A 23,770-nucleotide genomic window follows, 5' to 3' on the forward strand; every position below is an offset into this window, starting at 1 on the left:
CTGCCACCCCCCCCCCTCCCGGGGGAGGATTGGCTGAATTTCGTTCTAACCGCTCCCAAACATTGCACTTGACAATGTTCCTATTTTGTTCTACGTGCCTTCCTCGAAGCTTCAAACACCTTCTGGCATCCATCGCTCCTGCATCGCCAAGATGCGGGCCGCCTCACCGCGACCCGTCGCGTGCGGGCGCGCAGCGAGGGCGTGCGCATGCACGCCGCCATTGTGACTCTTGTGACTTTGTCGATCGGGGGCGGTCGGCGAAAACGGAGATGTCTTGCCCAATGACCGGAGCTTCAAACGGCGGAGTCGTCCGCCTTCATCACGAAGAAGCGCGCGATCACATCCTTGGCCGGCCGCGCGGGGCGCAGCGTCTCGGCATCGAGGCAGCACCAGCTCGACTTCACTTCGGCAAGGACCTCGCCGCCGCGCTTGATGATCGTCTCGTAAAATGCGCGGGCGCCCTGCACCTTTTCGAGCAGCACGGTCGCCACGACATCGTCGTCGAGGAACGCCGGGCGGCGATAGGTGATCTCGTGCTTCAGCGCGACCCACAGATGGCCGGCAACCGCCTCGACCGGGGCAAGCGCCTGCCAGTGGCTGATGACGGCGGCCTGCACCCATTTGAGGTAGCTGGCGTTGTTCACATGCCCCATGAAATCGATATCGTCGGCGGCGACGTCGACCTGGAAATCATAAGGGATGGCGATGGCTGTCATTGCGGTGCAGCGTAACATGACGTGCACGTAAAGGCGACAGGAATCCGCAGAAAACTGCGGATTCCCGCTTTATCCAGCTTGCCGTAGCGTCAACCTTCGACGGGAGCGCCCGGTCCGTTCTTCAGGATCGAATCGATCGCGTTCTGCGCGCTGGCCTTCGAGCTGTAGCCCTCGGTCCAGAAGATCACTTCGCTGTTGTACTTGAACTTGGCGACATACTCGCCGGCCTTGTTCTGCTCGATCACGAACTTGTGTGCCATCGCACGCGACTCCGGTGGTTTCGGGACCGCAACGCTAGCGCGGGAAGCCGGTCCGCAACAGCGGATTTGCGGTCAATCCACAGCTTTCGGCGGCAGCCGCCACGGCGGCGGCGCGCTGGCGGGTTTCCAGCAGGGTTCGAGCGTCCGGGCGAGCTCGGCCGCCCATTGCCCCGGGGACTTTTCGGCAATGCGGCCATCATAAATGGAGCGGCGAAGATGCGAGCGAAATTCGACGCGCACCGTGTCGGCATGGATCACCAGTTCGATGGAATCGGCCGGCTGAGGGCTTACCAGTTCCGGCAGTACCCATTGGGCGTCGCGGGCCTTGGCGAGTTGCGCCATCGCACCGGGGCAGGTGGTCAGATCGGCTTCGACCCAGTCGAGCCGGGCCCCGTCGAGGGCATTGACCAGATCGCTTCGGCTCCGGATTCCCTTCCCTGTCAGGCCGATGACCAGCGCCGATCCGCGCCAGCGTGGCCGTTCGGCACCCTGCGGCGGAACCGGCGCGCGAACCATCCGCGCAATGCGTCCCTGGCTACACTGCTCTGCCGGCCTGCCGTTGCAGGCGTCGCGGATCACGATCGAATAGACGGGCCAGTTCCGGTCATCGCCGACATAGCGGATCCGGATCAGGTCACGGAACTCGCTGTCCGTCTCGAAGAATCGCGCCGGGTCGAACGCGATCGCCGCGACCTCGCGATGCACCCGCTGGAGGTCCCAGCCAGCCTGCGCATGAGCTGAAACTGGGAGAAGCAACGCCGCCGCCAGCCAGAACCGCATACAGACTCTCCGATCAGCCAAATCGCCGTGCAGAATAGCGCTCGAAATCGATTCCCGCGACCACATCCGCAGGCGCGTTGCCGGTGATCAGCGAAGCTGCGATCAGCGCCGCCGCGGGTGCGGTCTGGATGCCGAACCCGCCTTGGCCCGCGAACCAGAACAGGCCCTCCTGCCGCGCGTCGAAGCCATAGACCGGTCGCCGATCCGGCGCGAAGCTGCGCAGGCCGGCCCATTTGTGCTCCAGCTTGGTGATGCGCCAGTCGACGCAATGCTCGAACCGGTCGATGGCGATGGCGACGTCGATATCCTCGGGCTGCGCATCGCAGGCATCGGTGACAATCTCGTCATGTGGACTGAGCCACAGCCGCCCGCCCGCCTCGGGCTTGAAGTAAAAGCTGCCGCCGATATGCCCGACATGGCTCAGCCGCTCGGGCGGCGCCGGATCGGTCAGGATCTGGACCATGGTGCGGCGATAGGGCTGGATGCCCAGCGGCTTCGCCCCCGCCATCGCCGCCAGCGGATCGGCCCATGCACCCGCGGCATTGACCAGCAGATCGGCCTCGAACGCACCAGCACGGGTCTGCAGCTTCCACACGCCATTCTCGCGCGCGATCGCCTCGATCCCCGCCGACAGCTTCAGCTCGGCGCCGGCCTGCTTCGCAGTCTTGAGGTACGCGCCATGCAGCCCGCCCACATCGATATAGGCGCAGCTCGGCTCGTAGACGCAGTAAGCCCATTCGTCGCGCAGCCCGGGGATGCTCTCACGCGGATCGACTTCCAGCAGGGTCACCCCGCTGCCGTCGAACTCGGCGAGATATTCGTCCACCGACGCACGCTCGTCGGCCCTCGCGATATGGTGCGATCCGAGAGGCTCGAGATAATCGCGCAGTCCCGGTTCCGAAGCGCTGGTCAGCGGCTGGATATCCGGCCCGCCATAGGTTTCGGACCAGAAGGCGGCCGAGCGCCCGGTCGAGTGATAGCCCGGCTGCTCCTCGGCTTCGAGGATCAGGACACTGGCATGCGGCGCAAGCTCGGCGGCGAGACTCGCGCCTGCGATCCCCGCGCCGACAATGGCGATATCGTACCGGCTCAACGCTTCTGCGCCCTCGCCGCCAGGAACAGGTCGATCTCGCCGATGGCCCGGTTGCGCACCGGATCGACCTCGCGCAGCACCTCATGCGCAGCTTCCTTGCCGAATCGCACGACGCGCGCGTCGGGCAGCTTCGGCGCGATCTGCAGCGCCGACTTCGGCTCGACCAGCCCGTCGGCCTCCGCGATCAGCATCAGCACCGGCACCTTCATCGTCTTGAGCCGTGGCGAATTGCGCAGCTCGCGCATCGACTTGAACGCCTCGATCACCCAGCGCCAGCTCGGCGGGCCGGTGACGTTGCCGGGATTGGTCTGCTGCCAGAAGATCTCGTCCTCATAGCGATCGCGGTCATGCGTCAGCAGATTGGCGCGAGTCTCGGTGGTGTAGGGCTTCTCATTGCCCTTCCACGCCGGACGCGACGAGTCGCCGACACCGCCCATCAGCTTGGCCAGCCGCTCGCCCATCGACTGGCCCAGCGGCCCCTTCACGCCCAGCATCGGCGCGACCAGCACCGCGGCGTCGGGCGCGATCGCGCCTTCGGTCAGCGCGCGCAGCAGGATGTGCCCGCCCATCGAATGGCCCATCGCGACATGCGGCCCCGGCGTCGCCGCGACCCACTGGGCATAGAAGGCCTGCAGGTCGGACACGAACTGCCCGAAATCCTCGATATGCCCGCAATTGGCAGCGTCGGTCAGCCGGCCGGAGCCACCCTGCCCGCGCCAGTCGAACGAGGTGATGGTCCATCCCTGATCGTGCCAATGGCCGAATACCTCGAGATACTTCTCGAAAATGTCGCCGCGTCCGCCCTGGAACAGGATGCTGCCGCGCGGGGTCGCGGTGGCCGCGGGCCAGGCAAAGGCACGCAGCTGCCACCCGTCGGGGGCGTTCCAGCTGTGGATGGTCGCGCCCTGGGGAATCGCGCGGCGGTCATAAGGGGAAGCACTCATCCGGCTTGGTTACGTTTTGATAAGCCGTTCCGTCTAGGGATTTGGCGGGATGGGGGAACTGTTTGTCACCTTTCTGCTGGTCGCGCTCGGCCTTCTCCTCGTTTCGGCGGGGATAGAAGACGCGCGCATCCGCGAAATCGCCAACTGGAAGAACGCGCTGATCGCACTGATGGCGCCGCTTTGGTGGTGGGCCAACGGCCTGTCGCTGTGGCCCGACGTCGCGCTTCAGGTCGGCGTCGCCCTTGCCGTCTTCGCCTTTTTCGCCGGCGCCTTTGCGCTGGGACAGATGGGCGGCGGCGACGTCAAGATGATCGGCGCGCTCGCGCTGTGGCTGCCGGTCCAGCCTCTGATCTGGATGCTGGTGCTGATGTCGCTGCTCGGCGGCGTGCTCACGATCGTGATGGTCGTCGAGAAGTGGCTGCGGAAAAACGGGAACCCTGTGGAAATTCCTTATGGCGTGGCGATCGCAATCGCGACGCTGATCGTCATTCGCGAACCGATAATTAACCATTTCGGTTGAGAGATAGGCCGGATCAACACCGGCCTTTTGTTTGTGTTTGGGAACTGAAGCGTCATGGATGCACGGAAGATCATTCTCCTCGTAGGCGCGCTCGTCGTTGCTGCGATCACCGCGTTCATGGCGCGCAACCTCATGGTCGGCGCGCCTGCGCCGGTCGCCGGGGCTGCCCCGGTCGTCGGTCAGGAGCCCGTCGTGAACACCGTGCAGGTGCTGGTCGCGACGCGCCCGCTGCCGGTCGGCACGATCCTGGGCCCGGACGCGATGAAGTTCGTCCCCTGGCCGAAGGACCTGATCGAAGGCGCCTATTTCCAGCAGGGCGAAAGCGATCCCAAGAATCTTCAGGGCACCGTGGTGCGCTTCGCGATTCCCGCGGGCCAGCCGCTGACCCAGGGCGCGCTGGTCAAGCCGGGCGACCGCGGCTTCCTCGCTGCGGCTCTCGGGCCGGGCATGCGCGCCGTCACCGTGCCGGTCGACGCCAAATCGTCGGTCGCAGGCTTCGTCTTCCCGGGCGACCGGGTCGATCTCATTCTCACGCAGGAAGTCGCCGGCGGCGGCGACGGGCCTCCCTTGAAGGCTTCGGAGACCGTGCTGCGCAACGTGCGCATCCTCGCCACCGACCAGCGCACCGACAAGCAGACCGACGAAAAGGGCAACTCGGTCGTCACCACCTATTCCAGCGTCACCATCGAAGCGACGCCCGAAATCGCCGAAAAGATCGCGGTCATGCAGACCGTCGGCAGCCTCTCGCTGTCGCTGCGTTCGATCGCCGACAATCAGGGCGAACTCGAGGAAGCCATTGCCAGCGGCGCGATCAACGTGCCGGAGGGCAACAATCCGGCCGCCGAGCGCGCGATGATGGCGCGGGTCAATGCCCGCCCCAGCGAAGGCCGCGGCTCGGTCTCGACCGGCGCCGACGTGTCGCGTTTCCAGCGCAGCACCGTGCCGGGCAAGCCCAAGGAAGACCGCGGCAATGCGTCGTCCGGCTCTCAGCAGAATTATCCGGGTGCGCCTGCACCCGTCGCAACGGGACCCACCGTCAACGTCTCGCGCGGCAACAATGTGACCGTGGTTCCGGTCGGGGGGAAGAATTAAGATGCGTACCATCAAGCCCTTGCGGCTGACGCTCGCGATCCTGGCGGCCACCGCCGGGATGGGCGGGGTCGCGGCGCCCGCCGCCGCGCAGGCCGTTCCCGCCAGCGCCTCCGCCGGCGTGCTTCAGCTCAACACCGGCCGCGGCCGTCTGGTCACCCTCGACACGCAGATGTCGGACGTATTCGTCGCGAACGAAGCCATTGCCGATGTGCAGGTGCGTTCGCCGACGCAGATCTACATCTTCGGCAAGTCGCCGGGCGAAACCACCGTCTCGATCACCAACAAGCAGGGTCGCGTGATCTTCGCGACCACCGTGCGCGTGGGCAACAACATCGACTCGATCGATTCGATGCTGCGCCTCGCCATGCCGGAAGCCCAGATCGTCGCCACGCCGATGAACGGCCTCGTGCTGCTGACCGGCACCGTCGCCAGCCCCGGCGATGCCGCCGAGGCCGAGCGCCTCGTCCAGGCCTTTGTCGGTGAGAACGTCAAGATCGTCAGCCGCCTGCGCACCGCAACGCCGCTGCAGGTGATGCTGCAGGTCCGCTTCGCCGAAGTGAGCCGCAGCTTCCTGAAGAATGTCGGCGTCAACCTGCTGACCCGCGATCAGGGCAACGGCATCTCGGTCGGCGTCGGTTCGGGCACCCGCACCCCCGGCACGATCGGCACGCCCGATCTGTCGAACCTGCCGGTGCTCGATGCCTCGTCCAAGTTCGGCTTCCCGGCCGGCACGATCAGCCTGCCTTTCGATCCGGCACGCGGCGACTTCGTCTATCCGGGCACGGGCACGACCAACACCTTCCTCAAGAACCCGGCGACCTTCACTTCGCTGGGCATTGCCGGCCGCCTGCTCGGCCTCGACGTCCTTTCGGCGATCGATCTGGGCGAGCGCATCGGTCAGGTGACCACGCTCGCCACGCCGAACCTGACTGCGCTTTCGGGCGAGACCGCGACCTTCCTGGCCGGCGGCGAGATCCCGATCCCGATCAGCCAGGGCCTTGGCGCCGTGTCGGTCGAATACAAGCAATATGGCGTCAGCCTGGCCTTCACCCCGACGGTGATGTCCGACGGCCGCATCTCGCTGCGCGTCCGCCCGGAAGTGTCGCAGCTTTCGGCTGCCGGCGCGGTCCAGCTCAACGGCACCACCATTCCCGCGCTCACCACGCGCCGCACCGAGACCAGCATCGAGCTGGGTTCGGGCGAGAGCATGATGATCGCCGGGCTGGTCCAGAACAGCCACGACAACTCGATCGACAAGGCCCCGGGCCTGGGCGACGTGCCCGTCCTCGGCGCGCTGTTCCGCTCGAACGCCTTCCAGCGCAACGAGACCGAGCTGGTGATCGTGATCACCCCGTATCTGGTGAAGCCGGTCAACGCGAACGACATCGTCCTGCCGACCGACGGCTATGCCGCGCCGAACGATTTCGAGCGCATCCTTGGCGGCCAGCTGAGCGGCAAGGGCAAGGACAACGACCGGCCCAAGCCGCGCATGGAAACCGCACCCGATGCCGCCCCCTCGGTCGGCTCGCTGAGCGGCCCGATGCTGCCGGGTCAGGCGCCGCGCCAGCAGGCCGCGGTCACGCCGGTGCCGGTGCCCGATCAGCGCCGCGAGGAACGCCGTCCGCAATCGAACCGGAAGACCAAGGCCGTCGCGAGTGCAGCGCCGGGCTTCGGCGAGTGAACAGGCCAGTGACTAGGAACGTCAGGGAGTATCCCATGTTGAAGCGCATCGCCCTCCCCATCATGCTCTCGCCGGCCCTGCTGCTGAGCGCGTGCGGCACCTATAATGGCGGCGTGGACTCGGTGTATCAGCCGGTCGTCCAGCGCAGCGACTATGTGCTCGATCTCCAGACCAACGGCTACGGCCTGGCGCCGGGCGAACAGGCCCGCCTGTCCGGCTGGATGCAGGCGATGCAGCTGCGTTACGGCGATCGCGTCTCGATCGACGATGGCGCCGACGGCGCGACCGGCCGCGAGGAAGTGACCTCCGCCGCCGGCCAGTTCGGCCTGCTGCTGTCGGACAAGGCACCCGCCACGGTCGGCCAGATCGCACCGGGCACGGTGCGCGTCGTCGTCACGCGGATGAGCGCCACGGTGCCCAACTGCCCCGATCATTCGCGCATCTATCAGCCCGATTACAGCGCCAGCACCACCTCCAATTATGGCTGCGCAACCAACGCCAACCTCGCGGCGATGATCGCCAATCCGGCCGATCTGGTGCGCGGCGCGCCCGGCACGTCGATCAGCGATCCTGCGGCCGCCAGCAAGGCGATCAAGGTCTATCGCGACGCCCAGCCGACCGGCGCCGGCGGTCTCAAGTCCGAAGCCACGGGTGGCAGCAAGTGAACGCTCCTTTCAATCCCGGCCGCACCGGCCATCGTGAGCCGTTCGTCGCGTTCGTATGCGACGAGACGACGGCGGAAGCGCTGCGTCCGATCGCGGTCGAGCTCGGCTGGTCGCCCGAGAAGGTGAACAAGGGTGGGCTGCGCAACGCGGTCCAGACCCTGTCGGTCTCGGCGAGCCCGCATGTGCTGTTCGTCGATCTCTCGGAAAGCGGCGACCCGCTGAACGACATCAACGCGCTGGCGGAAGTCTGCGAACCCGGCACGGTCGTGATCGCGTCGGGCCAGGTCAACGACGTCCGCCTGTACCGCGATCTCGTGGCCAGCGGCATCCAGGACTATCTGCTGAAGCCGCTGAACCCGGATTCGCTGCGCGAGGCCTTTGCCAACGCTCAGGCAATCCTGAACGCGCCGAAGCTGGCCGACCCATCCTCGGACCGCCCGCACTGCGCCATCGCGGTGATCGGTGCCCGTGGCGGCGTCGGCGCATCGACCGTGGCGACCTCGCTCGCCTGGCTGCTCAGCGACAAGCACAAGCGCTCCACCGCGCTGCTCGACCTCGACGTCCATTTCGGCACCGGCGCGCTGGCGCTCGACCTCGAGCCGGGCCGCGGCCTGACCGACGCGATCGAGAATCCCAGCCGTATCGACGGCCTGTTCATCGAACGAGCGATGGTGAAGGCATCGGACAATCTGGCGGTGCTTTCCGCCGAAGCGCCGATCAACTCGCCGGTGCTGACCGATGGCGCCGCCTTCTATCAGCTGCAGGAGGAAATCCGCGGTGCGTTCGAGGCGACCATCGTCGATCTGCCGCGCAACATGCTGGTGCTCCACCCGCATCTGATCACCGACGTCCAGATCGCGGTGCTGGTCACCGAACTGACGCTGGCCGCCGCCCGCGATGCGATCCGTATCCTGTCGTGGTTCAAGTCGAACGCGCCGCAGACGCAGGTGATCGTCCTCGCCAACCGGGTGCAGCCCGCGGCGATGCTGGAAATCACCCGCAAGGATTTCGAAGGCTCGATCGAGCGCAAGATCGATTTCCTGCTGCCCTTCGAACAGAAGGTCGCGGCACAGGCAGCCAAGCTGGGCAAGCCGTTCGCCGAAGCCGGCAAGAGCGTGAAATCGCTCGCCCCGCTCGGCGAACTCGCCAGCCGTATCACGTCGATCACCGATTCCGGTGAGCGCGACGATACGGTGCCCAAGGGCAAGGCAGGCGGCGGCGCCAAGCCGAACGGATCGGGCGGCGGATCGCTGCTGGACAAGTTCAAGGTCAAATTGCCCCGCAAGGGGAAGTAACGCCGTTCGCGCGGGGTTCCGCGCGGCGGATCGAGTAGCTGGTCGGAGACGGGAACGGCATGGAATTGTTGCCGTATATCTTGCTCGGTGGTGGTGCCTTCACGGTGCTTGCACTGATGGTTTTTGCCTTCTCCGGCCCGTCGGTGGAGCGCGCCGGCGCGCGCCGTCTCAAGAGCCTCAACGAACGCCACACCGTCAGCGCCGTCGGCGCCAACGCGATGGAGGCCCAGCTCCGCAAGATCTCGGCTTCGCGCGCGACGCGGATGGACACGGTCGCAGGCCGCATCCTGCCCAACCCCGCTTTGCTCAAGAAGCGGCTGGCGATGACCGGCAAGAACTGGACCGTCGGCAAATACGGCATGGCCACGCTCGGCCTGTTCCTCGTTCCCGCCGCCCTGCTCTGGCTGCGCGGCGCGCCGATCTGGCTGGCGCTGTTCGTCGGCCTGTTCGTCGGCGCGGGCCTTCCGCACTGGGTGGTCAACTTCTTCATCAAGAAGCGTGTCGCCACCTTCACCTCCAAATTCCCCGATGCGATCGAACTGCTCGTGCGCGGCCTGCGTTCGGGTTTGCCGATCACCGAGACCATCTCGGTCGTCGGGGCCGAACTCGATGGACCGGTCGGCGAGGAATTCCGCTCGATCTCCGACAAGATGAAGATCGGCCGCACGCTCGACGTTGCGCTTCAGGAAACTGCAGACCGCCTCGGCACCCCCGAGTTCCAGTTCTTCACCATCACCATCGCGATCCAGCGCGAGACCGGCGGCAACCTCGCCGAAACGCTGTCGAACCTCGCCACGGTGCTGCGCATGCGCGCGCAGATGAAGCTGAAGATCAAGGCGATGTCGTCGGAATCCAAGGCATCGGCGCTGATCGTCGGCGCCCTGCCCTTCATCGTGTTCGGCATGATCTGGTTCATCAACAACGGTTACATGCTGAAGTTCTTCCAGGACGAGCGGCTGATGGTCGCCGGCGGCGGCGGGCTGATCTGGATGGCGATCGGCGCCTTCATCATGGCCAAGATGGTCGATTTCGAGATCTGAGATGGAAAGCACCGGACCCACCATCCTCGGCGTCGACGTCCTCTGGGTTGCCACCCTGCTTTCGGCAGTGGCTGCCTTCTCGGTGATGCTCGCCGTCTATGCGGCCACCACCGTGCGCGATCCGATGACCAAGCGCGTCAAGGCGCTGAACGAGCGCCGCGAGCAGCTGAAGGCCGGCATCACCGCCTCCACTTCGAAGCGCCGTGCCAAGCTGGTCCAGCGCAACGAAAGCGCGGATCGCATCCGCTCGTTCCTCTCCTCGCTGAAGGTGCTGCAGGACAGTCAGGTCAAGCAGGCCCAGCTCAAGCTGATGCAGGCAGGCATCCGTTCGAAGGAATGGGCGCCCGCGGTGATCTTCGGCCGCCTGATCCTGCCGATCCTGATCGGCGGGCCGATCACCTATCTCGTCTACGGCACCGAAACCTTTGCCGACTGGTCGCCGATGAAGCAGTACGGCCTCGTCGCGATCAGCTTCATCGTCAGCTACAAGGCGCCGGACATCTGGCTGAAGAACAAGATCACCAAGCGCAGCCACGCGATCCGCAAGGGCCTGCCCGATGCGCTCGACCTGCTGGTGATCTGTGCCGAAGCGGGACTCACCGTCGATGCCGCGTTCGGCCGCGTGTCGCGCGAACTGGGCAAGGCCTATCCCGAACTGGGTGAGGAATTCTCGCTCGCCGCGATCGAGCTGGGCTTCCTCACCGATCGCCGCATGGCGTTCGAGAATCTGGCGATGCGCATCGATCTGGAAGCCGTTCGCGGCGTCGTCACCACGATGATTCAGACCGAGAAATACGGCACGCCGCTGGCGTCGGCGCTCCGCGTGCTGTCCGCCGAGTTCCGTAACGAGCGCATGATGCGCGCCGAGGAAAAGGCCGCGCGCCTGCCCGCGATCATGACGATCCCGCTGATCTGCTTCATTCTGCCGGTGCTGTTCATCGTCATTCTCGGCCCGGCAGCGTGCTCGATCAACGACAGCTTCATCAACCGCTGACGCGTCGTACATGCGCGGTGGCGTCAAGCCGCCGCGCACGATAGTTTCCCTCGAAAAGCAGAGGGGATTCTGATCATGTCGCTACCGTTCGAAACGGTGTCGCAATTCGCGGGTCTGGGGCTGACGCTGGTCGCCGGCTGGTTCTTCGGCATGGCCAGCGCGCCAGGCGGGCGCAAATGGCGTGAGCTGTACGAGGAGGAAAGCGTCGACCTCGCCAACTATCGCCATCAGGCCGAGTCCGACCTGAAGGACGCCAATCGCCGCGTCCGCGATCTCGAGGCGGAGAATGCCAAGCTGGTCGCCGCGGCAGCCACTGCCCCCGTCGCAGTCGCCGCAGCCGCCAAGGCCGAGGAGCCTGCGGGCGGCGGCTGGCGCGGATGGTTCGGCTGGGGCCGCGACAATCTCTCGCGGATCAAGGGCATCGACGAGGCGCGCGAGAAGCGGCTCAATGAGCTGGGCATCAAGACCTATCGCGAGATCGAGAAGATGACCGCGGAGGACGAAGCCGCGCTGGAGCAGCGGCTCGAAATGGAAAAGGGCGGGATCGCCGCAGGCCATTGGCGCGAGCAGGCCGCCCTGCTGCGCGCCGGCAACGAGGACGAGCACGCAAAGAAGTTCGGCTGATCCGGACGGCCCGCCCGGCAAGGGCGGGCCGTTCGATCACTCACTGGCCGAAATGCGCGAGCCCCTCGAGGTTGGGCGTGGCCGCCCGGATCCGGGGAAGCGCAGCGAAGTTGCCAGAGCACACGGCACGCGCAACCGCCGCGACCGGCGAATCCGCGTTCACCGGGTTCACCGCCCGCGGGCTGCCGCCCGACAGGACCAACTTCTCGCCATCCCACACATTCGCATTCTGCGCCTGGAAGGTGTTGGCCCGGCAATCGAAATTATAGGCGATGCGGATCGCCGTGTAGCGCACGCCCGAATCGAACTGGCGCGGCTGGGCGAAATGCGTCGCGGTGAGGACCTGGCGGACGTCGCCGCTCACCACCGTGACCGAACTCGCATCGACCATGAACAGCGCGGCGGCGTCTCCGGTGCCGATCGCGCCGGCATTCCGCCAGTCCGCCTTCTGCGCCATCGCCGCGGGTGCGACGGCCAGCGCCGCCGCCGAGATCATCAGCCCGATATGCATTCCCGTCCCCTCTTCACTGACCGAAGATGCGCTTGCCTTCTAGATTGGGCGTCGCGGAAGTGATCTTCGGCACCGAGCTGAAATTGCCCGAGCAGGCCATCGGGGCGACGCGGCCGACGATCGTGCCTTCATTGATCGGCGCCGCGGGCGTCAACGTGTCCGAACTGAACAGCGGTTGCTCCTCCAGATAGGCCGTCGACTTGAAGGTCTGGAAGGTGTTGGCCGAGCAATCGATCCGGTAGCTGATCCGGATCGCGGTGTAGCGCTGGCCGCTGGTGAACTGCCGCGCGACCATGAAGTGCGACATCACCATCACCTCGCGCGTGGTCGCGCTCGGCCGCTTTACCGAAGCCGCATCGACGAACATCATCGACTGCCGGTCGCCGCTGCCGAACTCGTCGACGCTGCGCCAGTCCGAAGCCTGCGCCATCGCAGCTGGTGCCGCCAGCAACGCCGCGGCGGCCATCATCGCCTTCACTCGCATCACATCCTCCCTCAGCGCCGGACCGGCAAAGCCGAACTCTTGTAGGTTTCGACGACTTCCGCAAGCGGCTGCCCATCGCCGCCCAGCACCAGCGCACGATGGCGCAGGATGTCGCGAGGCAACGGGCCCTCGCGCCACAGCTGCACCGCCTCGAGATTGCGGCGACTGGGGTTCAGCGGGCGGATGACGGTGCCGAAGGGCGTGTCGCTGGTCGCCAGCAGGTCGCGCATTGCCGGGGTCAGGCGCGCGGGCACGTACCAGTTCTCCGCCTCGGACATCAGATGCGTGCCGCACATCAACTTCACCCGGCGATAGCCAAGCGGTTCATCGGGGCCGACACCCAGCCGGGTGCGCTGCTCGGCGGTCGCCGGGGAGATGGCACCCGTCACCAGCTCGGCATGGATGCGGGCCGGATCGGCAAGGCCATGTTCGGCGCACCACCGGGTCAGGGTGCCGGTCGCAGTCGGGCTCGCGAGGAGGCGCTGATCGAGTTCGTCGATCAGCGCTCGCTCGGCCGTCACATCCTGGGCTGCGGCCGGCGCCGCCAGCATCACCGCAGCGCCGGACACCACCACACCCAATGCCCGACCTCCCGTCACATCAGCTTCCCTTGAGCGCCGCCTGTGCTGCCGCCAGCCGCGCGATGGGCACACGATAAGGCGAGGCCGAGACGTAATCGAGGCCGGTTTCCTCACAGAAGGCGATCGAGGCCGGATCGCCGCCATGCTCGCCGCAAATGCCCAGCTTGATATCCGGACGGGTCGCCCGACCACGTTCGGCAGCCAGCGCGATCAGCTCGCCCACGCCTTCCACATCGATCGAGACGAACGGATCGCGGGCATAGATGCCCTTCTCGACATAGGTGGTCAGGAAGCGGCCGGCATCGTCGCGGCTGACGCCCAAAGTGGTCTGGGTCAGATCGTTGGTGCCGAAGCTGAAGAACTCGCCGACTTCGGCGATCTCGCCAGCCCGCAGCGCGGCGCGGGGCAGCTCGATCATGGTGCCGACCAGATACTCGATCGTCCGGCCCTTTTCGGCGAACACGGCCTGCGCGGCCTTGTCGACCACCGCCTTCATCAGTTCCAGCTCGCGGCGCGTCGCGACCAGCGGGATCATGACTTCGGGGATCGGCGCCTCGCCCGACTTCTCCGCGACCGCCACGGCAGCCTCGAAGATCGCGCGGGCCTGCATCTCGTAGATCTCAGGGTACGTCACGCCGAGGCGGCAGCCGCGATGGCCGAGCATCGGGTTGAACTCGTGCAGCTCGGCGGCGCGGCGCTTGAGCGTCTCGACGTCGAGGCCCGCGGCCGCTGCGACCTCGGCGAATTCCTCTTCCTCGTGCGGCAGGAATTCGTGAAGCGGCGGATCGAGCAGGCGGATCGTGCAGGGCAGCCCGACCATGACCTCGAAGATCTGGATGAAGTCGCTGCGCTGTTCGGGCAGCAGCTTGTCGAGCGCGGTGCGGCGGCCGGCTTCGTCGGCGGCGAGGATCATCTGGCGCACCGCAGTGACGCGCGACGGTTCGAAGAACATATGCTCGGTGCGGCAGAGACCAATGCCCTCCGCGCCGAAATCGCGCGCGGTGCGGCAATCGAGCGGGGTTTCGGCGTTGGTGCGCACCTTCAGGCGGCGGACCTTGTCGGCCCATTCCATCAGCTTGCCGAAATCGCCCGACAGTTCGGGCTGGACCGTCGCGACTTCGCCGAACATCACTTCGCCAGTCGATCCGTCGATGGTGAGCAGATCGCCCTCACGCACTTCGCGGCTGCCCACGCGGAACAGCTTTTCCTTCGCCACGATGGCGAGCGTACCGGCGCCCGAGACGCAGGGACGGCCCATGCCGCGGGCGACCACCGCCGCGTGGCTGGTCATGCCGCCGCGTGCAGTCAGGATGCCCTTCGCCGCGTGCATGCCGTGAATGTCCTCCGGCGAAGTCTCGACGCGGACCAGGATCACCGCATCGCCCGCCGCGGCGCGCTTCTCGGCCGTATCGCTGTCGAACACCGCGATGCCCGAGGCTGCACCCGGCGAGGCCGGCAGGCCCTTGGTCAACACGTCGCGCGGTGCCTTGGGATCGAGCGTCGGGTGGAGCAGCTGGTCGAGCGCCATCGGATCGACGCGGAGGATCGCCTCCTCCTCGGTGATCAGCCCCTCGCCCGCCATGTCGACCGCGATCTTCAGCGCAGCCTTGGCGGTGCGCTTGCCCGAGCGCGTCTGGAGCATCCACAGCTTGCCCTGCTGCACGGTGAATTCGATGTCCTGCATGTCGCGGTAATGGCGCTCGAGCAGGTCGAACACGTCGGCGAGCTGGCCATAGACCTCCGGCATCGCCTCTTCCATCGACAGCGGCTTCGCCCCTGCCCGCTCGCGCGCGGCCTTGGTCAGATATTGCGGCGTGCGGATGCCGGCCACGACGTCCTCGCCCTGCGCGTTGATCAGGAACTCGCCATAATAGGCGCGCTCGCCGGTCGAGGGATCGCGGGTGAAGGCCACGCCGGTCGCCGAGGTGTCGCCCATATTGCCGAAGACCATCGCCTGCACGTTGACGGCGGTGCCCCATGCGGCGGGAATGTCGTTCAGGCGGCGATAGACCTTGGCGCGTTCGGACTGCCACGATCCGAACACTGCACCGATCGCGCCCCAGAGCTGGTCATGCACGTCCTGCGGGAAGGGCTTGCCGTCCCACAGCTCGACCACCAGCGCCTTGTACTCCGCGACCAGCGCCTGCCAGTCGGCTGCGGTCATGTCGGTATCGAGGTGATAGCCGCGGTCTTCCTTGGCGATCTCCAGCGCTTCCTCGAACCGGCCGTGATCGAGCTCGAGCACCACGTCCGAATACATCTGGATGAAGCGGCGATAGCTGTCCCAGGCGAAACGGGGATCGCCCGAATTGGAGGCCAGCCCTTCGACCGTCGCGTCGTTCAGGCCGAGATTGAGGACGGTGTCCATCATGCCGGGCATCGAAGCGCGAGCGCCGCTGCGGACCGAGACCAGCAGTGGATCGGTCACGTCGCCGAACTTCTTGCCCGTCAGCCCCTCGATATGGGCGATGCCATTGGCGACTTCGGCCTTCAGGCTATCGGGGAACTTGCCGCCTTCGTCATAATAGACCGCGCACATCGGGGTGCTGATCGTGAAACCGGGGGGAACCGGAAGGCCGATACCGGCCATGCCGTCGAGATTGGCGCCCTTGCCGCCGAGCAGATTCTTGTCGCCATTCCCGCCGTCAGACACTCCGCCGCCGAAGCGGTACACATATTGCGTCATTCGATCGTCCCTTTGGGCCGCCCCCGCGCGGCTAACAGCCGCCTACCGCAGGTGCGAACAAGGGGGAAGACTCAGACCGCGTTGTCGGCGAGAAGATTTGCTTTGCGGCTGCACAAGCGGACGCGGAACTTCACACTGATGCGGCCCTGCCGCGTATTTGTGGCGGGGTGCCGGATTGGGGTGGATGGGCTCTGTCAAAGAGCGGCCCGGATGACGGCGCGCTCCAAGCCAAGCAGGCGGAATCCAACATTGCAACGGCTTAAATCCTCCCCCGGAGGGGGAGGTGGCAGCGCAGCTGACGGTGGGGGAGGCCACAAGCGGTATCGCTCGTGGCGATCCCCCTCCACCGCTTCGCGGTCCCCCTCCCCCTCGGGGGGAGGAGTGATTCAGCCCTCGATCTTCGAGAAGTCCGCCACCTTGTGCACCGCGGCGCGCATGCGATCGAGCAGGGCCAAGCGCGCCTCGCGCTTGCCGGGTTCGGTGACCATCACGTCGGTGAAGAACGCATCGATCGGCGCGCGGAGACCCGCGAGCGCGGCCATGGCGCCTTCGAAATCCTCGTCCGCGACGGCCTGTTCCGCCTTCGGTTCGGCCGCGTCGAGCGCTTCCTTCAGCGCGGATTCGGCCGGTTCGGCTTCATAGACATTTCCGCCGACGCCGGTTTCGGTGCCGTCGAATGCTTCCTTCTTGAGGATGTTCGCGGCGCGCTTGTAGCCCGCAAGCAGGTTGGTGCCGTCCTCGGTGGCCATGAACGCCTGAAGCGCATGGACGCGGGCGAGCAGGCGGACGAGATCGTCCTCCCCGCCCAGCGCGAAGACCGCGTCGATCAGGTCGTGGCGGACACCGGCTTCCTTTTGCTGGACCTTGAGGCGGTCGGCGAAGAAGTCGAGAAGCTCGCCGGTCGTTTTCCGTGCCCCAAGTAACATTCCTTGAATTGCGAGACGTACTAACTGTGGCTGTTGGTCGATCGCTATAGAAAGGCCGAGCAGGTTAGCTACTCGAAGCGTGTTTCTCGCGCGCTCAATCAGTCCTTCACGGTCGGAAGCTAGGAGATCCTCTAACTTCAGAGCCTCAAAGTGAAGAGAATGCAACTCAATCACATCGATCAAACGCATGCGAACGTTCGCCAACTGCGTTTGCAGCAATGCTGCAAGAGTCGCACGGCGAAGGGCAAAAGGGTCCTTAGACCCGGTGGGCGGAAGAGAAAGCGAGAAGAAACCGATTAGGGTATCCAGCTTATCCGCCAGCGACACCGCCACCGTCACCGGCGCGGTGGGAACGTCATCGCCCTGCCCGACCGGCTTGTAGTGGTCGCGGATCGCTTCGGCGACTTCGGCGGGTTCGCCCTGAGCGGCGGCGTAGTAGCCGCCCATCAGGCCCTGAAGCTCGGGGAACTCACCGACCATGCCGGTGACGAGATCGGCCTTGGCGAGGTGCGCGGCGCGTTCGGCCATATCTGGGTCGGTCTTGACGATGCCTTCCTCGACCAGCCACCGCGCAAGCTTCGCCACGCGGTCTACCTTGTCGGCAACCGTGCCGAGCTTCTCATGAAACACGATCTTCTCGAGCTTCGGAGTCAAATCCTCCAGCCGCGTCTTCAGGTCGGTCTCGTAGAAGAAGCGCGCATCCGACAGCCGCGCCGCCAGCACCTTCTGGTTACCCTCGACGATCTTCGCGCCGCCATCGATCGCATCGATATTGGCGGTGCAGACGAAGGCGTTGGCCAGCTTCCCATCCGCCCCGGTGCAGACGAAGTATTTCTGGTTCACGCGCGCGGTGAGCTGGATCACTTCGGGCGGGACTTCGAGGAAGGCTTCGTCGAAGCGGCCGAGCAGCGGCACCGGCCATTCGGTCAGGCCGGCATTCTCGTGCAGAAGCCCGTCATCCTCGATCAGCGTCAGGCCCGCCTTGGCCGCGGCCATCTTGGCGCCCAGCGCGATGATGCCGCGGCGTTCGGCGCCGTCGACGATCACATAGGCGTCGCGCAGCTTGTCGGCATAGTCATGCGCGCCGCCGATGGTGACGGCTTGCGGATGGTGGAAGCGATGGCCGACCGTAGTGGCGCCGCTCTGCACGCCCGCCACTTCGATCTCGACCAGCTTGTCGCCGAACAGGGCGACGATGCCCTGAAGCGGGCGGACCCAGCGCAGGCTCTCGGTCGAGGACGAGGCTTCGCCCCAGCGCATCGACTTGGGCCAGGGAAAGGCGTGGATCGCGGCGGTCGCGGCGCTGGCCAGCACCGACGGCGCCGGGATGCCGGGGCGTTCGATGACCGCGAACAGCACCTTGCCCCCCTTGCCGTCGTCGCGCTCGACCAGTTGCTCGCGAGTGAGGCCCGTCGAGCGCAGAAAGCCCTGGATCGCCTGATCGGGCGCATCGGCGCGAGGGCCCTTGCGCTCCTCGGTCATCGCCGCGGCGCCATCGGCCACGCCGCGCATGATCAGCGTCAGGCGGCGCGGGGTGGCATAGGTCTCGACGCTGTCGAACGACAGGTTGAGCGCACGCACGCGGCCTTCGAACAACGCGGCCAGATCGGCGCGCGCCTTTTCCTGCATGCGGGCGGGGATTTCTTCGGAACGGAGTTCGAGGAGGAAGTCGGTCACAGGCTCCACTCCGGATACTTTGCCTGCCACTCGGGCGTCATGTGCGCGATCCATGCCTCGCAGCTGCCCTTCGCCAGATCGCGGACGCGGCCGATATAGGCCTGGCGCTCGGCGACCGAGATGACGCCGCGAGCCTGAAGCAGGTTGAAGATGTGGCTGGCCTCGATCGCCTGTTCATAGGCGGCGATGGGAACGTTGTTCGCCAGGCAGTTCTCGCACTCGGCCACCGCCTTGCGGAAGCTGTCGAACAGGGTCTCGGTGTCGGCGACCTCGAAATTATACTTCGACATCTGCTTCTCGTTTTCGAGAAACACGTCGCCATAGGTCACGCCTGCATCGTTGAAGGCAAGATCGTACACGCTGTCCTTGTTCTGGATGTACATCGCCAGACGTTCGAGGCCGTAGGTCAGTTCGCCCGAGACCGGCTTGCAATCGAAGCCGCCCATCTGCTGGAAATAGGTGAACTGGGTGACTTCCATCCCGTCGCACCACACTTCCCAGCCCAGCCCCCAGGCGCCAAGCGTGGGCGATTCCCAATCGTCCTCGACGAAGCGGATGTCGTGGGTCTGCATGTCCACGCCGATCGCGGCGAGGCTGCCCAGATACAGTTCCTGCAAATTGGGCGGGCTGGGCTTCAGGATCACCTGATACTGGTAATAATGCTGGAGCCGGTTCGGGTTCTCGCCATAGCGGCCGTCGGTCGGGCGGCGGCAGGGCTGGACGAAGGCGGCGTTCCACGGCTCGGGTCCGAGCGCGCGCAGCGTCGTCGCGGTGTGGAAGGTGCCCGCACCCATCCGCATGTCATAGGGCTGAAGGATCAGGCAGCCGCGATCGCTCCAGTAATCGTGGAGCTTGAGGATCATGCGCTGAAAGCTGAGTGGTTCGGACAATTTCGCTACCGGAACTTGGGAAGTTGGCCCGCTTTGGCGCAGAGGCCGATAGGGGTCAATCGGGCGCGTTGACACCCGCAAAAGGTTAATGCTTCCTCGACGCATGGGGAGAATCACTCGTCCGGGGGGTCGTAAGTGGAGCGTCGTGTGGGCGCTTGCCGGGCTGTTCCTGGTTTCCACCGCCGGCGTTGCGCAGGATGTGCCGGGCACATCGCCCCGCCTGCCTTATACCGCATACAGCAATGACGAGCGGCTGACCGCCGCCGGAAAGCTGGTCCGCCCGGTATCGGAGGAGAAGCGCGACCTCGCCATCCGCGCCGAGATGGTGCGGATCGACCGGGCACAGAATTACGTGGTGCGGCCCGCCATCTGGAAGATCGCGGACGCGGACACGACCATCTATATCTTCGGCACCGTCCACAGCCTGCCGCCCGGCTTCCGCTGGCGCAATCCGGGGTTGGAGGCGGTGATCGTACGCGCGGATTCGCTGCTGCTCGAATCGACCGAAGAGGATGACGACCAGACGACCTTCCTCGAAGGGCTGCCGCAGGGCGATGCCGGGCTGCCGCCGCTGATCGAGCGGGTATCGGCGCGCCATCGCGGCAAGCTGGCGGCGCTGCAATCGCAATTGCCGCCCGAGACCGTGGCGACGATGGACAAGATGCCGACCTGGATCGCGGCGATCGGGATCGGTTACATCCGCGACATGCTGATGGGCGACATCCCTGCCCAGGGCGCCGACGACTGGCTGGAAAAGCATTTCACCGCCACAGGCCGCCCGGTCGAGGCGATCGAGAACAGCAAGTCGGTGATGGCCAACATCAACGCGATCCCCGAACGCGCGCAGCGGCTGATGCTGGAAGGCGCGCTGGCCGCGCCCGACCGGACGCATGACGAGCTGGACCGGCCGGCGCACGCATGGGCACGCGGCGATGTGGGGCCGAATTCGCCGCTGCGCATCTTTCCCGAACAGCTCGATCCCTCGTCCGCGATGGCCGATCCGCTGCTGACCCAGCGCAACCTGGCCTGGGTCGACGATCTGGTCGCGCGACTGAAGAAGAAGCCGGGCGTGATCCTGTTCGCCGCGGGCGCCGGGCATTTCGTGGGGCCGGGATCGGTGATCGAACTGCTCGAAAAGCGGGGTGTGCGGGTCGAGCGGGTGCAGTAGGAAGCTCGCATGCTCCGTCGATTGCTGCTTCTGCTGGCGCCGCTGGCGCTGCTTTCCTGCAATGCGCCCCAGCCTGCGCAGGATGCCGATCCGGCGCTGTGGGTGATACGCGACCATGACACCACCATCTATCTGTTCGGCAGTGTGCATGCGCTGAAGCCCGGCACCGGCTGGTTCGACGACGAGGTGAAGACCGCGTTCGACCGCAGCGGCGAGCTGACGCTGGAACTGGTGCTGCCGCCCGAGGCCGAGATCGCGGCGATGCTGGAAGAGCTTGGCATGCTGGCCCCGGGCGACACGCTGGCACGGCATGTCCCGCCCGAACTTTATGCGCAGGTGCGCGCTGCGCTGGTCCGCGCGGGGCAGAAGCCCGACATGCTGGACGGGTATGAGCCATGGCTGGCCGCGATCCAGCTCGCGGTGCTGCCGACGCGCAGCCAGGGCTATGACAGCGAAGACGGTGTCGAGGCGGTGTTGACCAAAGCCGCCAAGGCATCGGGCAAGCCGGTGACGGGGCTCGAGACCGCGCGCGAACAGTTCGGCATGTTCGACCGGCTGTCGCCCGCGGCGCAACAACTGTTGCTGTCGCAAGCGGTCGACGGATCGAACGAGATGGGCTTCACGGTCGCGCGGATCGTCGCAGCGTGGAGCAAGGGCGATACCGATACGCTGGCGAAGCTGATGAACGACGAACTGACGCAATCGCCCGAACTGGCTCGCACGCTGCTGACCGCGCGCAACCAGCGCTGGGCGGCGCTGATCGCGGCGCGGATGGACCGGCCGGGCGTGGTGTTCGTCGCGGTCGGCGCGGGCCATCTGGCCGGGCCACAGGGATTGCAGATCGAACTGGCGCGGCACGGCTTCCGGGTGATGCGCGTCAACTATTGAGCGGGAAGCCGCCGCGCTTGCCCTTCCCGCCCCTTTCCGCTATGCGCCCGCGCTTGCTTGGCAGGGTCATCCCTGGAGGCCTGTCCGGCAACGAGAACTGAAACACTTAGCGCATTAGGAAACGACACATGAGCGATACGCTTACGCTGTCGGCCGAGACGCGCGACCGGGCTGGCAAGGGAGCCTCCCGGGCGCTGCGTCGTGAAGGCCGCGTCCCCGCCGTCATTTATGGCAACAAGAAGGATCCCGTTGGCATCTCCGTCAACGAGCGTGAACTCTACAAGCTGCTGATGACCGGCCACTTCATGAATTCGGTCGTGATGATCAACGGCGAGCGCACGCTGCCGAAGGACGTCGCTTTCGACGTCGTCACCGATCGTCCGATCCATGTCGATTTCCTGCGCATCGGCGAGCATTCGACCGTGCACGTTAACGTGCCGATCATCTTCACCGACGAAGAAGAAGCCCCGGGCATCAAGCGCGGCGGCGTGCTCAACATCGTCCGCCACGAGCTGGAGCTGGTGTGCGACGCGGCTGAGATCCCCGACGACATCACTATCTCGCTGAAGGGCGTGGAAGTCGGCGATTCGATCCACATCTCGGCGGTGACCCTGCCCAAGGGTGTGAAGTCGGCGATCACCGACCGCGACTTCACCATCGCGACCGTTGTGGCTCCGTCGGCGCTCAAGTCGAGCGAAGGCGATACCGCGACGACCGAAGCGGAGGGCGAAGGCGAGTAATCGCCTCCCCGAACTTCACGGTTCAAAAAATCGCCTCCGCATCCTAGGTGCGGAGGCGATTTTTGTTTGATGTTCGTTCAGCTACGCTGAACCGGCGCCGGCCCGCTCCCCCACCCGGCCTCCCACAGAATATGCTGGATGGGAGGCCGGGTGGGGGAGCGGGTCGGTGCCGCAATTCAAGGACGGCAGATGCAGCTCTGGGTCGGCCTCGGGAATCCCGGGCCTCAATATGCGATGCACCGGCACAATGTCGGCTTCATGGTGCTCGACGCCATTGGCGAAGTGCATGATTTCACCGCGCCCAAGAAGCAGTTCCAAGGCTGGACCCAGGAAGGGCGGATCGGCAACCACAAGCTGATCCTGCTGAAGCCCGGCACCTTCATGAACGAAAGCGGCCGATCGATCCGCGCGGCAATGGATTTCTACAAGCTGACCCCGGCCGACGTGACCGTGTTCCATGACGAACTGGATCTGGCGCCGTTCAAGGTGAAGGTGAAGCAGGGCGGCGGCACCGCGGGGCATAACGGCCTGCGCTCGACCGACCAGCATATCGGCCCGGACTTTCGCCGCGTGCGGCTGGGCATCGGCCATCCGGGGCACAAGGACCGGGTGACCGGATATGTGCTGGGCAATTACGCCAAGGCCGAGATCGAGGACCTGAGCGACATGCTGGGCGCCATCGCCGCCGAAGCGCCGTGGCTGGCCGATGGCGACGATACGCGGTTCATGAACGACGTGGCGCTGCGGCTGGCACGGGATTAGGGGCGCGAATAGGCGCCATCGCGCGGCATCGTCAGTCCAGTGTTTCCCCGATCTACCCGGATCGACGCCGGATCGATCCGGCCGGTCGCCATGTCGCCGATCATCCACAAGGACTGCCAGTCACCCCTTGGTTGGTAGAAGTCGCCGCACGCATCGGGGCGCGATATCGTGACCAGCACGATCCGCTGGCTGTCACGCGTCCAGCGCGCGCCGTTTGGCAACACCTGGTGGGGCGGCAGGCAGGGGTAGCGGCGGGTAGCGATACGCACCGCTGCATCGGGCAACGCGCGGCGCTCGACCGCCCGCTGGCCGACAATCTCGAACACCCGCAGCACGCTCATGGACGAGCCGACATAATGGTTCACGAAGAACCTGCGCGAATTGGGTGCCCAATGCACCGTGAAGGGCATTTCGTCGGTCAGAGTGGGAAAGCGCGTCAGCGTCCGGCCGCGGGCGTCCTGAAGCTCGACCACCGGCTGCTTCTGACGATAGGGACGCTGGACCACGGCAAAGCGGCGGTCCGGGGACCAGGCCTTGCCGGGGCATTCCACGACAAATTGATAGCTGCCCTCCGTCTGCTCGCCGCCCAGACGGCAATCGGTCTGAAAAGCGCCGATGACCTGAGCCTGTGCGGCCGGCACAGGTAATAGAAGCACGAAGGCGAGTAGGAGCAGCAGGCGCATCACCACAACCTGCCACGCGCCGGCCGGAAATCAATCGGACGCCCCCGCTGCACAAAGAGAAAGGGCCCGG

24 protein-coding genes are annotated in these 23,770 nt (G+C 65.9%); 12 read left to right on the plus strand and 12 right to left on the minus strand.

The window, feature by feature from the left end:
• Nucleotides 1-293: 293 nt before the first annotated feature.
• The 5 genes from P1X14_RS07195 to P1X14_RS07215 all read right to left on the minus strand — a co-directional run bounded on the left by P1X14_RS07195 (nt 294) and on the right by P1X14_RS07215 (nt 3,793).
• A complete protein-coding gene (locus tag P1X14_RS07195; RefSeq protein ID WP_277314648.1) occupies nt 294-716 on the minus strand; it encodes a thioesterase family protein in 423 nt (140 codons plus the stop codon).
• Nucleotides 717-805: 89 nt separating this feature from the next.
• Nucleotides 806-976 (minus strand): DUF1508 domain-containing protein, encoded by a 171-nt coding sequence (locus P1X14_RS07200; RefSeq protein ID WP_169555478.1) that lies wholly within the window; start codon nt 974-976, stop codon nt 806-808.
• 72 nt (nt 977-1,048) lie between these two features.
• On the minus strand, nt 1,049-1,756 hold the full coding sequence (locus P1X14_RS07205; RefSeq protein WP_277314649.1) for a hypothetical protein: 708 nt from the start codon (nt 1,754-1,756) through the stop codon (nt 1,049-1,051).
• A gap of 13 nt (nt 1,757-1,769) precedes the next feature.
• Nucleotides 1,770-2,849 carry an FAD-dependent oxidoreductase gene (locus tag P1X14_RS07210; RefSeq protein ID WP_277314650.1) on the minus strand — a complete coding sequence of 360 codons (1,080 nt, stop codon included), beginning with the start codon at nt 2,847-2,849 and terminating at the stop codon, nt 1,770-1,772.
• Nucleotides 2,846-3,793: an alpha/beta hydrolase gene (locus tag P1X14_RS07215; protein ID WP_277314651.1), complete on the minus strand. Its 948-nt coding sequence runs from the start codon at nt 3,791-3,793 to the stop codon at nt 2,846-2,848. The genes P1X14_RS07210 and P1X14_RS07215 overlap by 4 nt, the downstream gene beginning before the upstream one ends.
• Nucleotides 3,794-3,842: 49 nt before the next feature.
• Here P1X14_RS07215 and P1X14_RS07220 point away from each other — a divergent pair, with 49 nt between their 5' ends.
• From P1X14_RS07220 to P1X14_RS07255, 8 genes are all read left to right on the plus strand, one after another.
• Complete coding sequence (locus P1X14_RS07220; RefSeq protein ID WP_277314652.1) at nt 3,843-4,313, plus strand: prepilin peptidase; 471 nt, start codon at nt 3,843-3,845, stop codon at nt 4,311-4,313.
• Between the two features lie 54 nt (nt 4,314-4,367).
• Complete coding sequence (gene cpaB, locus P1X14_RS07225; protein WP_277314653.1) at nt 4,368-5,405, plus strand: Flp pilus assembly protein CpaB; 1,038 nt, start codon at nt 4,368-4,370, stop codon at nt 5,403-5,405.
• A 1-nt stretch (nt 5,406) separates the two neighbouring features.
• Complete coding sequence (locus P1X14_RS07230; RefSeq protein ID WP_277314654.1) at nt 5,407-7,086, plus strand: type II and III secretion system protein family protein; 1,680 nt, start codon at nt 5,407-5,409, stop codon at nt 7,084-7,086.
• Between the two features lie 35 nt (nt 7,087-7,121).
• Nucleotides 7,122-7,751: a CpaD family pilus assembly protein gene (locus P1X14_RS07235; RefSeq protein ID WP_277314655.1), complete on the plus strand. Its 630-nt coding sequence runs from the start codon at nt 7,122-7,124 to the stop codon at nt 7,749-7,751.
• Nucleotides 7,748-9,046, plus strand: coding sequence for a P-loop NTPase (locus tag P1X14_RS07240; RefSeq protein WP_277314656.1), 1,299 nt, complete (start codon nt 7,748-7,750; stop codon nt 9,044-9,046). Before P1X14_RS07235 ends, P1X14_RS07240 begins: the two co-directional genes overlap by 4 nt.
• Before the next feature lie 59 nt (nt 9,047-9,105).
• The gene (locus tag P1X14_RS07245) at nt 9,106-10,086 is read left to right on the plus strand and encodes a type II secretion system F family protein (protein WP_277314657.1); all 981 of its coding nucleotides are present in this window, start codon (nt 9,106-9,108) and stop codon (nt 10,084-10,086) included.
• A gap of 1 nt (nt 10,087) precedes the next feature.
• Nucleotides 10,088-11,080: a type II secretion system F family protein gene (locus P1X14_RS07250; protein WP_277314658.1), complete on the plus strand. Its 993-nt coding sequence runs from the start codon at nt 10,088-10,090 to the stop codon at nt 11,078-11,080.
• A 75-nt stretch (nt 11,081-11,155) separates the two neighbouring features.
• Nucleotides 11,156-11,704 (plus strand): hypothetical protein, encoded by a 549-nt coding sequence (locus P1X14_RS07255; protein ID WP_277314659.1) that lies wholly within the window; start codon nt 11,156-11,158, stop codon nt 11,702-11,704.
• A gap of 40 nt (nt 11,705-11,744) precedes the next feature.
• Here P1X14_RS07255 and P1X14_RS07260 read toward each other — a convergent pair whose 3' ends face one another.
• From P1X14_RS07260 to P1X14_RS07285, 6 genes are all read right to left on the minus strand, one after another.
• Nucleotides 11,745-12,215, minus strand: a complete 471-nt coding sequence (locus tag P1X14_RS07260; RefSeq protein ID WP_277314660.1) for a surface-adhesin E family protein — start codon at nt 12,213-12,215, stop codon at nt 11,745-11,747.
• A gap of 13 nt (nt 12,216-12,228) precedes the next feature.
• On the minus strand, nt 12,229-12,699 hold the full coding sequence (locus P1X14_RS07265) for a surface-adhesin E family protein (protein ID WP_277314662.1): 471 nt from the start codon (nt 12,697-12,699) through the stop codon (nt 12,229-12,231).
• An 11-nt stretch (nt 12,700-12,710) separates the two neighbouring features.
• Entirely contained in the window at nt 12,711-13,298 is a 588-nt protein-coding gene (locus P1X14_RS07270) for a hypothetical protein (protein ID WP_277314663.1), read from the minus strand.
• A gap of 1 nt (nt 13,299) precedes the next feature.
• Complete coding sequence (ppdK, locus tag P1X14_RS07275) at nt 13,300-15,966, minus strand: pyruvate, phosphate dikinase (RefSeq protein ID WP_277314664.1); 2,667 nt, start codon at nt 15,964-15,966, stop codon at nt 13,300-13,302.
• A 386-nt stretch (nt 15,967-16,352) separates the two neighbouring features.
• Nucleotides 16,353-18,569, minus strand: coding sequence for a glycine--tRNA ligase subunit beta (gene glyS, locus P1X14_RS07280; RefSeq protein ID WP_277314665.1), 2,217 nt, complete (start codon nt 18,567-18,569; stop codon nt 16,353-16,355).
• Nucleotides 18,566-19,432: a glycine--tRNA ligase subunit alpha gene (locus tag P1X14_RS07285; protein ID WP_277314666.1), complete on the minus strand. Its 867-nt coding sequence runs from the start codon at nt 19,430-19,432 to the stop codon at nt 18,566-18,568. Before P1X14_RS07285 ends, glyS begins: the two co-directional genes overlap by 4 nt.
• A gap of 130 nt (nt 19,433-19,562) precedes the next feature.
• Between P1X14_RS07285 and P1X14_RS07290 the strand changes: the two genes are divergently transcribed.
• The 4 genes from P1X14_RS07290 (at nt 19,563) to pth (ending at nt 23,017) form a co-directional block, all read left to right on the plus strand.
• Nucleotides 19,563-20,627, plus strand: coding sequence for a TraB/GumN family protein (locus tag P1X14_RS07290; RefSeq protein ID WP_277314667.1), 1,065 nt, complete (start codon nt 19,563-19,565; stop codon nt 20,625-20,627).
• Nucleotides 20,628-20,636: 9 nt separating this feature from the next.
• Nucleotides 20,637-21,515 (plus strand): TraB/GumN family protein, encoded by an 879-nt coding sequence (locus P1X14_RS07295; RefSeq protein WP_277314668.1) that lies wholly within the window; start codon nt 20,637-20,639, stop codon nt 21,513-21,515.
• 128 nt (nt 21,516-21,643) lie between these two features.
• Complete coding sequence (locus P1X14_RS07300; RefSeq protein WP_277314669.1) at nt 21,644-22,255, plus strand: 50S ribosomal protein L25/general stress protein Ctc; 612 nt, start codon at nt 21,644-21,646, stop codon at nt 22,253-22,255.
• A 189-nt stretch (nt 22,256-22,444) separates the two neighbouring features.
• On the plus strand, nt 22,445-23,017 hold the full coding sequence (pth, locus tag P1X14_RS07305) for an aminoacyl-tRNA hydrolase (protein WP_277314670.1): 573 nt from the start codon (nt 22,445-22,447) through the stop codon (nt 23,015-23,017).
• On the opposite strand, the gene P1X14_RS07310 is transcribed toward pth, so the two are convergent.
• On the minus strand, nt 23,014-23,700 hold the full coding sequence (locus P1X14_RS07310) for a hypothetical protein (RefSeq protein WP_277314671.1): 687 nt from the start codon (nt 23,698-23,700) through the stop codon (nt 23,014-23,016). The genes pth and P1X14_RS07310 overlap by 4 nt on opposite strands.
• Nucleotides 23,701-23,770 lie beyond the last annotated feature (70 nt).

Origin of the sequence: Sphingomonas sp. AOB5 (assembly GCF_029433115.1) — a bacterium.
GTDB lineage: Bacteria > Pseudomonadota > Alphaproteobacteria > Sphingomonadales > Sphingomonadaceae > Sphingomonas.